The following is an 11,822-nucleotide window of genomic DNA, read 5'->3' as shown; positions in this document are numbered from 1 at the left end:
GAAATATACTCGATTAAGTGAAATAAAATCGGACAAACTACAGATTTTTATGTTTCAATTTCAACAAAAAAAAGCCCCATTTCTGGGGCTTTTTATATTATGCTTGTCCCGCAGGACCAAAATTAAGCGGTATTGGAGCTTGTTCAGTGTCTTTGATCTCGCCGTGAGCTACTTCAAAACGATGAATGTTTTCACCAATTGCTTTTAATAATCTTTTAGCATGTTGTGGTGTCAGGACAATTCTTGACTTTACCTTGGCTTTAGGAATACCCGGCATAATGCTCACAAAATCTAAAACAAACTCTGATGATGAGTGATTTATAATCGCAAGATTAGAATAAATTCCTTCTGCGATAGTTTCATCTAACTCGATATTAATTTGTTCTTGTTGTTGTTTCGGATTACTCATAGTTTCCTAATTAATAAATATATTCTTCTTTATTAGCCATCATTTCATTGTAATCGTCTTTAGATCCTACGATAGTATTATCGTATTCTCTCATACCAGTTCCCGCAGGAATTCTGTGTCCAACAATTACATTTTCTTTTAATCCTTCTAAATCATCTACTTTACCAGCTACAGCAGCTTCGTTAAGTACTTTTGTTGTTTCCTGGAAAGAAGCAGCAGAAATGAATGATTTAGTTTGTAGCGAAGCTCTTGTAATACCTTGTAAAACTGGCGTTGCAGTTGCAGTAATTACGTCTCTTGCCACAACAAGATTTTTATCAGTACGTTTCAATAATGAATTTTCATCACGTAAATCACGAGGAGAAATAATCTGACCTGGTTTCAATACAGCTGAATCTCCAGCATCTTCAACTACTTTCATACCATATAATTTATCGTTTTGAACGATGAAATCTTTAGTGTGAATTAATTGATCTTCTAAGAACAATGTGTCTCCCGGATCCTGAACTCTAACTTTACGCATCATTTGACGAATAACTACCTCAAAGTGCTTATCGTTAATTTTCACCCCTTGTAAACGGTATACCTCTTGAATTTCATTTACCAAATACTGTTGAACAGCAGCTGGTCCCTGAATTCTTAAAATATCATCTGGTGTAATTGCACCGTCAGACAATGGTACTCCTGCTCTTACAAAGTCATTTTCCTGAACTAAGATTTGACTAGAAAGTTTAACTAAATACTTTTTAATCTCACCAAATTTAGATTCGATAACAATTTCACGGTTACCTCTTTTGATTTTTCCAAAAGAAACAACACCGTCAATTTCAGAAACAACTGCAGGGTTTGAAGGGTTACGAGCTTCAAGCAACTCAGTAATTCTTGGTAAACCTCCCGTGATATCGCCTGCTTTAGAAGAACGACGTGGAATTTTTACTAATACTTTACCTGCTTTAATTTTCTCACCGTTCTCAACCATAAGGTGAGCTCCTACTGGTAAGTTATACGAACGAATCAATTCACCTTCTTTACCGTAAACCAATAAAGTTGGAATTAATTTTTTATTTCTAGCTTCAGAAATTACTTTTTCCTGGAATCCTGTTTGCTCATCGATTTCAACCATGAACGATTGTCCTTGCTCTAAATCTTCGTAAGCAATCTTACCGGTAAATTCAGAAACAATTACACCATTATATGGATCCCATTTACAGATCACAGATCCTTTAGTAACAGTTTCTCCATCTTTAACAAAGATACTAGAACCGTAAGGAATGTTATGTGTATTTAAAACGATTCCAGTTTTCTCGTCAACTAATTTTAATTCAGTTGAACGTGATACTACGATATCAACCGCATTACCTTCACTATCTTCACCTTTAACAGTTTTTAAATCTTCAATCTCAAGTCTACCGTTGAATCTTGTAACAATACTAGATTCTTCAGAAATACCTCCGGCAACCCCTCCAACGTGGAACGTACGAAGTGTTAACTGTGTACCTGGCTCACCAATAGACTGAGCTGCAATAACTCCTACAGCTTCACCTCTTTGTGTCATTTTTCCGGTAGCTAAGTTTCTACCGTAACATTTAGCACAAATACCTTTTAAAGCCTCACAAGTTAATGGAGATCTAACCTCTACTCTTTCAATCGGAGAAGCTTCGATAGTTCTCATGATTGCCTCAGTAATTTGTTGACCTGATTGAACCATTACTTCATTAGTAAGTGGATTTATAACATCTTGCAATGCAACACGTCCTAAAATTCTTTCTCCTAATGATTCAACGATTTCCTCATTTTTCTTCAAAGCAGAAACTTCAACACCTCTTAAAGTTCCACAATCTTCGATGTTAACAATAACATCTTGCGAAACGTCATGAAGTCTTCTTGTTAAGTATCCGGCATCGGCAGTTTTAAGAGCCGTATCCGCAAGTCCTTTACGAGCACCGTGAGTAGAAATGAAGTACTCAAGGATCGAAAGACCTTCCTTAAAGTTAGAAAGAATCGGGTTTTCAATAATTTCTCCACCACCAGCAGTAGATTTTTTAGGCTTAGCCATCAAACCACGCATACCAGTTAACTGACGAATCTGTTCCTTAGAACCCCTCGCTCCAGAGTCAAGCATCATATATACAGAGTTGAAACCTTGTTGGTCTTCTCTAATATTTTTCATTGCTAATTCTGTTAACTGAGCATTTGCTGAAGTCCATACGTCAATAACTTGGTTGTAACGTTCGTTATTGGTAATAAGACCCATGTTATAATTCACAGAAATACCTTCAACTTGCTCTCTGGCATCTGCAATTAATTTAGTTTTTTGTTCTGGGATTCTAATATCACCAAGAGAGAAAGATAAACCTCCTCTAAATGCAAATTTATAACCCATATCTTTCATATTATCCAAGAAAGCTGCCGTTGTAGGTACATCAGTCACACTTAAAATGTGTCCGATAATATCTCTAAGGTTTTTCTTAGTCAATACATCATTGATATATCCAGCTGCTTCCGGTACTACTTCATTAAATAATACACGTCCTGCAGTTGTTTGAATAATCTTATACACTAATTCTCCAGCGTCATTAAAATCTTTTGCTCTGATTCTTACACGAGCATTCAATTCTAATCTTCCTTCGTTTAATGCAATGTTTACTTCTTCAGCAGAATAGAAAGTTAAGTCTTGACCTAAAATTACATGTTCTGGTGTCGAGATACGTTCTTTGGTCATATAATATAGACCCAAGACCATATCCTGAGAAGGTACAGTAATTGGAGCACCATTTGCAGGGTTCAAGATATTGTGAGAAGCCAACATTAATAATTGTGCTTCTAAAATAGCCTCTGGTCCTAATGGCAAGTGAACTGCCATCTGATCCCCATCAAAATCGGCGTTGAAAGCCGTACATACTAATGGGTGCAATTGGATTGCTTTTCCTTCAATTAATTTTGGTTGGAAAGCTTGAATACCAAGTCTGTGTAACGTAGGAGCACGGTTAAGCAATACTGGGTGACCTTTAATTACATTTTCAAGGATATCCCAAACTACAGGCTCTTTTTTGTCTATAATTTTCTTAGCAGATTTTACTGTTTTAACAATACCTCTTTCAATCAATTTACGGATTACGAAAGGTTTGTATAACTCAGATGCCATATCTTTTGGCAATCCACATTCAAATAATTTTAATTCAGGACCAACAACAATTACCGAACGAGCAGAATAATCCACACGTTTTCCAAGTAAGTTTTGACGGAAACGTCCTTGCTTACCTTTTAAGGAATCAGATAATGATTTTAATGGTCTGTTAGATTCTGTTTTAACAGCAGAAGCTTTACGAGTGTTATCAAATAATGAATCTACAGATTCTTGTAACATACGTTTTTCGTTTCTTAAGATAACTTCAGGAGCTTTAATCTCCATTAATCTTTTCAAACGGTTATTACGGATGATTACACGACGGTATAAGTCATTTAAATCTGAAGTTGCAAAACGACCTCCATCAAGTGGAACAAGCGGGCGTAATTCTGGTGGAATAACAGGAACCACTTTCATAATCATCCACTCAGGACGATTTTCGCGGTTTAAGTTAGACTCACGGAATGACTCAACAACTTGCAATCTTTTTAAAGCTTCAGTTTTACGTTGTTTAGATGTTTCGTTATTAGCACTATGTCTTAATTCATAAGATAAAGCATCTAAGTCAATACGAGCCAATAAATCCATAATACATTCTGCTCCCATTTTGGCAACAAATTTATTAGGATCCATATCATCTAAATATTGGTTTTCTTGTGGAAGAGTATCTAAAATATTCAAATATTCTTCTTCAGTTAAGAAATCTAATCTTTGTAATGATTCTCCATCTGCATTTTTAGCAATACCAGCCTGGATTACTACGTATCTTTCGTAGTAAATGATCATATCTAATTTCTTAGATGGAAGACCAAGGATATAACCAATTTTGTTTGGAAGAGAACGGAAATACCAAATGTGAGCAATTGGCACAACAAGATTGATGTGTCCTACTCTGTCACGACGTACTTTTTTCTCTGTAACTTCAACACCACAACGGTCACAGATGATACCTTTGTAACGAATTCTTTTATATTTACCACAAGCACATTCGAAATCCTTAACAGGTCCGAAGATTCTTTCGCAGAAAAGTCCGTCACGCTCTGGTTTGTGAGTTCTGTAGTTGATAGTTTCTGGTTTCAAAACCTCTCCTCTTGATTCTTTCAAGATAGATTCTGGTGAAGCCAATCCAATTGAGATTTTATTAAATCTTTTAACTGGATTTTTATCTTTATTATTATTTCTATTATTCATCATAGTTTTTACTATTGATTTATTTGCAATTAAAAAATTGATTTTAGATTTCTGAATTTTTCCACTTTAAGCGAAAGCAAATCAGTAAACTACTACCTCGGGTTACTTCTCTAAACTTCAAACCTTAATTATTTTGAAGTGCTAATTATAAAACTCTTAGGGTTTATATAAAAAATCGGAACGGGTTACGGGTATAAATCCTAAAAACTTCTATAAATGAGTAATCAGCCCCGACAAAAATCGGGACTGAAAACTTCCTAATACTTATTATTCTTCTAAACGAATGTCAAGTCCAAGACCTTTCAATTCATGCATTAATACATTGAATGATTCAGGTAATCCTGGCTCTGGCATAGACTCACCCTTAACGATAGCTTCGTAAGTTTTCGCTCTACCAATAACGTCATCCGACTTAACAGTTAAGATTTCACGAAGTGTACTTGATGCTCCATAAGCTTCAAGTGCCCAAACCTCCATCTCTCCAAAACGCTGACCTCCAAATTGAGCTTTACCTCCAAGTGGTTGTTGAGTGATCAACGAGTATGGTCCGATAGAACGTGCGTGCATCTTATCATCAACCATGTGTCCTAATTTAAGCATGTAAATTACACCCACAGTTGCAGCTTGATGGAAACGCTCTCCAGTACCACCATCATAAAGATGTGTATGTCCGAAACGTGGTACTCCAGCTTCATCAGTTAATTCATTAATTTGATCTAAAGAAGCACCATCAAAAATTGGAGTAGCAAATTTTCTACCTAAATTTTGTCCAGCCCAACCAAGAACAGTTTCATAAATCTGACCAATGTTCATACGTGAAGGTACCCCAAGTGGATTCAATACGATATCTACCGGTGTTCCGTCTTCAAGGAAAGGCATATCTTCATGACGAACGATTCTTGCAACAATACCTTTGTTACCGTGACGTCCTGCCATTTTATCCCCTACTTTCAGTTTACGTTTTTTAGCGATATAAATTTTCGCTAATTTCAAAATTCCAGATGGTAATTCATCTCCAACTGTAATAGTGAATTTTTCTCTTCTTAAAGATCCTTGTAAATCGTTCAGCTTAATTTTATAGTTATGAATCAAATCATTAACCATTTTATTAGTAGCATCATCAGCAACCCATTGACCTTTGCTTAAGTGAGCAAAATCTTCTACTGCGTAAAGCATTTTTTGAGTATATTTTTTACCTTTTGGTAAAACTTCTTCACCCAAATCATTCATTACACCTTGAGATGTTTTTCCGTTAACGATCAAGAATAATTTTTCAACCAATCTGTCTTTCAATTCAACAAATTTAGTTTCAAATTCCATTTCTAAAGCGCCTAAAGCATCTTTATCCTGAGTACGTTTACGTTTATCTTTTACGGCTCTTGCAAATAATTTTTTGTCAAGAACTACACCGTGTAAAGATGGAGAAGCTTTCAATGAAGCATCTTTTACATCACCTGCTTTGTCCCCGAAGATTGCACGAAGCAATTTCTCTTCCGGAGTAGGATCTGATTCCCCTTTTGGTGTAATTTTTCCGATCAAAATGTCGCCAGGCTTAACCTCTGCTCCAATTCTGATCATACCGTTTTCATCTAAATCTTTAGTAGCTTCTTCAGAAACGTTAGGAATATCGTTTGTTAACTCTTCATTTCCTAACTTAGTATCTCTAACCTCTAATGAATAATCATCAACGTGGATAGAAGTAAAAATATCATCACGAACTACTTTTTCAGAAATTACAATCGCATCCTCAAAGTTATACCCTTTCCATGGCATGAACGCAACTTTTAAGTTTCTACCTAAAGCTAATTCACCATTTTGAGTAGCATATCCTTCTGATAATACTTGTCCAGGAATAACTCTGTCACCTTTTCTTACGATTGGTTTCAAGTTGATACTTGTACCTTGATTGGTTTTTCTAAATTTAATTAAGTTGTATGTTTTCTCATCTGCATCAAAACTAACCATTCTCTCGTCTTCTGTACGATCGTATTTAATAGTAATGATATTAGCATCAACATATTCAACAGTTCCATGCCCTTCAGCATTGATTAATACTCTTGAATCTGAAGCTACCTGACGCTCTAAACCTGTACCTACAATTGGTGCTTCAGGGCGGATCAAAGGAACTGCCTGACGCATCATGTTCGATCCCATCAATGCACGGTTCGCATCATCATGTTCCAAGAAAGGAATCAATGAAGCCGAAATCGAAGCAATCTGGTTAGGAGCAACGTCTGTATAATGAACTACTGATGGTTCAACAACCGGGAAGTCACCTTCCTCACGAGCAATAACATTGCTAGCTGTAATTTTACCATTTTCATCCATTTCAATGTTTGCCTGAGCAATCATTTTTCCTTCTTCTTCTTCAGCACTTAAGTAAATTGGAGTGCTTTCTAAATCAACTACACCATTAGTTACTTTACGGTATGGAGTTTCAATGAATCCCATTCCGTTAACTTTTGCATAAACACCAAGAGATGAAATCAAACCAATGTTTGGTCCCTCAGGAGTTTCAATCGGACATAAACGACCATAGTGTGTATAGTGAACGTCACGAACCTCGAAACCAGCTCTTTCTCTCGAAAGTCCACCTGGTCCAAGTGCAGAAAGTCTTCTCTTGTGCGTAATCTCAGCTAATGGATTCGTTTGATCCATAAATTGAGATAACTGGTTAGTACCAAAGAAAGAGTTGATAACTGATGATAATGTTTTAGCATTAATCAAATCAATTGGTGTAAACACCTCGTTATCTCTAACGTTCATTCTCTCACGAATAGTTCTAGCCATACGTGCTAAACCAACACCGAATTGTTGAGACAATTGTTCTCCAACTGTTCTAACACGACGGTTTGATAAGTGATCAATATCATCAATCTCTGCTTTAGAGTTGATCAATTCGATCAAATATTTTACAATGGTAATGATATCTTCTTTGGTAAGCACTTGCTTTTCCATTGGGATATCCAAACCAAGTTTTTTGTTCATTCTGTAACGACCAACTTCACCTAAGTTATAACGTTGATCAGAGAAGAACAATTTATCTATAATACCACGAGCAGTTTCCTCATCAGGCGGTTCAGCGTTACGCAACTGACGGTAAATGTGCTCTACAGCTTCTTTTTCAGAGTTTGTTGGATCTTTTTGTAACGTATTGTGGATAATAGCATAATCTGCCTGATTATTATCCTCTTTGTGTAACAAAATAGATTTAACGTTAGAATCGATGATTTCTTCAACATTATCTTTGTCGATAATAGTATCTCTATCAAGGATGATTTCGTTACGTTCGATAGAAACTACCTCACCGGTATCTTCATCAACGAAATCCTCGTGCCAAGTGTTTAAAACACGGGCAGCAAGTCTTCTTCCAATATATTTCTTAATACCAGTTTTAGAAACTTTAATTTCTTCAGCAAGGTCGAAAATTTCAAGGATATCCTTGTCTCTTTCAAACCCAATTGCACGGAATAAAGTTGTTACCGGTAATTTTTTCTTTCTATCGATATAAGCATACATTACGCTGTTGATATCTGTAGAAAATTCTATCCAAGATCCTTTAAAAGGAATTACTCTGGCAGAATATAGTTTTGTTCCATTTGCATGGAATGACTGTCCAAAGAAAACCCCAGGAGAACGGTGTAATTGTGACACTACTACACGCTCGGCACCATTAATAACAAAGGTACCACTTGGAGTCATATAAGGTATTGTTCCAAGATAAACATCTTGTACAATTGTTTCAAAATCTTCGTGTTCTGGATCAGTACAGTATAGTTTCAACCTTGCTTTTAAAGGCACACTATACGTAAGACCTCTCTCTATACATTCTTGAATTGTATAACGTGGCGGATCAACAAAATAATCTAGGAATTCCAATACAAAGTTGTTTCTTGTATCTGTGATTGGAAAGTTTTCCATGAAGGTGTTGTATAACCCTTCGTTGCCTCTTTCGTCAGATTTCGTTTCTAATTGAAAGAAATCTTTAAAAGATTTAACCTGAACATCTAGGAAATCCGGATAGTCAGGGATATTTTTTGTAGAGGCAAAATTCAATCTTTCAGTCTGATTTGTTATCATCAATGGACAAAATTTTGATTAAAAAAAAGTAATTTTTTGTGTAAACACACACTGTTTAATCTATACTTTCTTATTATAATCAATACATCTTTAAAAATAAACCGGTAAAATTTAGCTTAATTTTTTTCTTCGTATTGATCAAAAACTTTTTCGTATTTTAAACTATTTGAATAATAAAACTTGATATATTTTATTATACGAAAAATGGTTTAGGCCATTGAGTTAACTCAAGACCTAAACCTAGTTCTTAAAACCGAGTGAACTTATTTAAGTTCAACTACAGCTCCAGCTTCTTCTAATGATTTTTTAAGACCTTCAGCCTCTTCTTTAGAAACACCTTCTTTAACGTTACTTGGAGCACCGTCAACTACATCTTTAGCTTCTTTAAGACCTAAACCTGTAAGTTCTTTAACTAATTTTACAACTGCTAATTTAGAAGCACCAGCTTCTTTTAATACAACTGTAAATTCAGTTTGCGCTTCTTCAGCAGCACCTTCTCCACCACCAGCAGCAACTACTACAGCTGCAGCAGCAGGCTCGATACCATACTCGTCTTTTAATATTGTTGCTAATTCGTTAACTTCTTTAACTGTTAAGTTAACTAATTGTTCTGCGAATTGTTTCAAATCTGCCATTTTTTCTATCGTTTAAAATGATTTGTAAAATATAATTTATTTATTGTGCGCTTATTTAAGCTGCAAGGAAATTAAATTCCTTACAATAATTATTATGCTTCCGCTTCTTCTTCGCTACCAGCGAATTTGTTTTGTAAAGCAGAGATAATTCTTTGTGCTGGTGATTGCAATAATCCAATAAGTTCTCCAAGAAGTTCTTCTTTAGATTTAATAGTTGCTAATGCATCTAATTGATTATCTCCAATATAAATTTCATTATTAATGAAAGCACCTTTTAAAACTGGTTTATCAGATTTCTTACGGAAATCTTTAATGATTTTTCCAGGAGCATTAGCTACATCAGAAATAAATATAGCACTATTACCAGTCAATACTGAAGGTAAATCACCATAATCATTGGCAGAAGCTTCCATTGCTTTTGCAAGCAAAGTGTTCTTTACAACTTCTAATTTGATACCAGCTTTAAAACAAGCTCTACGTAAGTTTGAAGTTGTCTCTGCGTTTAATCCAGAAATATCAGATACATAAATGATATTTGTACCAGCTAACTGCGCAGTTAAATTTTCAATCGCGATTGATTTTTCTTCTCTAGTCATACTAAAAATTTTTAACTACCAATTATACTGCTTTTGGATCCAATGCAATTGCAGGACTCATAGTGCTTGTAAGGTGAATACCTTTAATGTAGGTACCTTTAGCAGCAGTTGGCTTAAGTTTTATTAATGTTTGAATAATTTCGTGTGCGTTGTCAACAATTTGCTCAGCTCCAAAAGAAACTTTACCAATTCCTGCGTGAACGATACCAGTTTTATCAACTTTAAAGTCAATTTTACCAGCTTTAACCTCTGCAACAGCTTTTGCAACATCCATAGTTACAGTACCTGTTTTAGGGTTTGGCATTAAACCTCTAGGTCCTAAAATACGCCCTAATGGACCTAATTTACCCATAACAGCCGGCATAGTGATGATAACATCAACATCTGTCCAACCATCTTTAATTTTTTGTAAATAATCATCAAGACCAACATAATCAGCCCCAGCTTCTTTAGCTTCCGCTTCTTTATCTGGAGTAACCAATGCTAATACTTTAACGTCTTTACCTGTTCCGTGAGGTAATGTAACTACACCTCTAACCATTTGATTCGCTTTTCTTGGATCTACACCCAAACGAACTGCGATATCAACAGACTCATCAAATTTTGCAGAAGCAACTACTTTTAATAATGCCGCAGCATCTTTAAGAGAATATAGTTTGTTCTTTTCAATTTTTGAAGCAGCCTCTTTTTGCTTTTTTGTTAATTTTGCCATGTCTTTTTCTTAATTAAAAAGGAGCTTCTCCTGATACAGTTATACCCATAGATCTAGCTGTTCCAGCAACCATACTCATTGCAGCCTCAATAGTGAATGCATTTAAGTCAGGCATTTTGTCATCAGCAATTGCTCTAATTTGTTCCCAAGTAACACTAGCTACTTTTTTACGATTAGGCTCACCAGAACCAGATTTTAGCTTTGCAGCTTCCATTAACTGAACCGCTGCTGGAGGAGTCTTAACAACAAAATCGAATGATTTGTCTTTATACACAGTGATTTGCACTGGGCATATTTTGCCAGGTTTATCCTGAGTTCTAGCATTAAATTGCTTACAAAACTCCATGATGTTTACCCCAGCAGCTCCTAAAGCAGGTCCAACCGGTGGCGACGGATTCGCAGCACCTCCCTTAACTTGTAGTTTAACTACCTTACTAATTTCTTTAGCCATTTTTAAAAAATTTAACACTGCAATCAATGGAAGCGATTACAATGGTTATTATATATGTAACAAAAAATTATACTTTTTCAACTTGCATAAAACTTAATTCTAATGGTGTTTTTCTTCCGAAAATCTTAACCATAACTTCAAGTTTACGCTTTTCTTCATTGATTTTTTCAACTGTTCCGTTAAATCCGTTAAATGGACCGTCGATCACTTTAACAGTTTCTCCTAAGTTGAAAGGAATAGCACGAGTATCTGTATTAACAGCCAACTCATCCACTTTACCTAACATTCTATTTACTTCAGAAAGTCTCAAAGGAACAGGTTCTCCTCCTTTGATCTCACCTAAAAATCCAATAACACTAGTAATAGACTTGATAATATGAGGTATCTCACCAACTAAATTGGCTTCGATCATAACATATCCAGGAAAATAAACTTTATCCTTAGACATTTTCTTTCCCTCTTTTACAGTAACTACTTTTTCTGTAGGCACTAAAACTTGGGAAACATAATCACCCATACCTAATCTGGCAATCTCGGTTTCGATGTAAGCTTTGACTTTGTTTTCCTGTCCGCTTACAGCTCTAACCACATACCATTTTTTTACATTATTATCTGCCATCA

The 11,822-nt window shown here is 35.5% G+C and carries 8 protein-coding genes; all 8 read right to left on the bottom strand.

The features are described 5' to 3' along the window. Positions 1-97 precede the first annotated feature (97 nt). Positions 98-409 carry a DUF3467 domain-containing protein gene (locus AC4FQ3_RS20065; RefSeq protein WP_026985797.1) on the bottom strand — a complete coding sequence of 104 codons (312 nt, stop codon included), beginning with the start codon at positions 407-409 and terminating at the stop codon, positions 98-100. 10 nt (positions 410-419) lie between these two features. Continuing rightward, a complete protein-coding gene (rpoC, locus tag AC4FQ3_RS20060; RefSeq protein WP_073397289.1) occupies positions 420-4,730 on the bottom strand; it encodes a DNA-directed RNA polymerase subunit beta' in 4,311 nt (1,436 codons plus the stop codon). Between the two features lie 264 nt (positions 4,731-4,994). Next, positions 4,995-8,807, bottom strand: coding sequence for a DNA-directed RNA polymerase subunit beta (gene rpoB / locus AC4FQ3_RS20055; protein WP_042564009.1), 3,813 nt, complete (start codon positions 8,805-8,807; stop codon positions 4,995-4,997). A gap of 263 nt (positions 8,808-9,070) precedes the next feature. After that, positions 9,071-9,442, bottom strand: a complete 372-nt coding sequence (rplL, locus tag AC4FQ3_RS20050; RefSeq protein WP_007807437.1) for a 50S ribosomal protein L7/L12 — start codon at positions 9,440-9,442, stop codon at positions 9,071-9,073. A gap of 92 nt (positions 9,443-9,534) precedes the next feature. Further along, positions 9,535-10,038, bottom strand: coding sequence for a 50S ribosomal protein L10 (gene rplJ / locus AC4FQ3_RS20045; protein WP_042564008.1), 504 nt, complete (start codon positions 10,036-10,038; stop codon positions 9,535-9,537). Between the two features lie 22 nt (positions 10,039-10,060). Beyond that, complete coding sequence (gene rplA / locus AC4FQ3_RS20040; protein ID WP_017496725.1) at positions 10,061-10,750, bottom strand: 50S ribosomal protein L1; 690 nt, start codon at positions 10,748-10,750, stop codon at positions 10,061-10,063. Positions 10,751-10,763: 13 nt separating this feature from the next. After that, positions 10,764-11,201 carry a 50S ribosomal protein L11 gene (rplK, locus tag AC4FQ3_RS20035; protein WP_029273445.1) on the bottom strand — a complete coding sequence of 146 codons (438 nt, stop codon included), beginning with the start codon at positions 11,199-11,201 and terminating at the stop codon, positions 10,764-10,766. Positions 11,202-11,268: 67 nt separating this feature from the next. Next, positions 11,269-11,820, bottom strand: a complete 552-nt coding sequence (gene nusG, locus AC4FQ3_RS20030; RefSeq protein WP_029273444.1) for a transcription termination/antitermination protein NusG — start codon at positions 11,818-11,820, stop codon at positions 11,269-11,271. Positions 11,821-11,822 lie beyond the last annotated feature (2 nt).

This window comes from Flavobacterium sp. AK-345, from assembly GCF_058310175.1.
This window is presented reverse-complemented; position numbering and strand designations above follow the sequence as displayed.

Bases quoted from the DNA above. Each gene is read 5' to 3' on its own strand.
- rpoB (WP_042564009.1), bottom strand. From the start codon at position 8,807: ATGATAACAAATCAGACTGAAAGATTGAATTTTGCCTCTACAAAAAAT.
- rplA (WP_017496725.1), bottom strand. From the start codon at position 10,750: ATGGCAAAATTAACAAAAAAGCAAAAAGAGGCTGCTTCAAAAATTGAA.
- rpoC (WP_073397289.1), bottom strand. From the start codon at position 4,730: ATGATGAATAATAGAAATAATAATAAAGATAAAAATCCAGTTAAAAGA.
- nusG (WP_029273444.1), bottom strand. From the start codon at position 11,820: ATGGCAGATAATAATGTAAAAAAATGGTATGTGGTTAGAGCTGTAAGC.
- rplK (WP_029273445.1), bottom strand. From the start codon at position 11,201: ATGGCTAAAGAAATTAGTAAGGTAGTTAAACTACAAGTTAAGGGAGGT.
- rplL (WP_007807437.1), bottom strand. From the start codon at position 9,442: ATGGCAGATTTGAAACAATTCGCAGAACAATTAGTTAACTTAACAGTT.
- AC4FQ3_RS20065 (WP_026985797.1), bottom strand. From the start codon at position 409: ATGAGTAATCCGAAACAACAACAAGAACAAATTAATATCGAGTTAGAT.
- rplJ (WP_042564008.1), bottom strand. From the start codon at position 10,038: ATGACTAGAGAAGAAAAATCAATCGCGATTGAAAATTTAACTGCGCAG.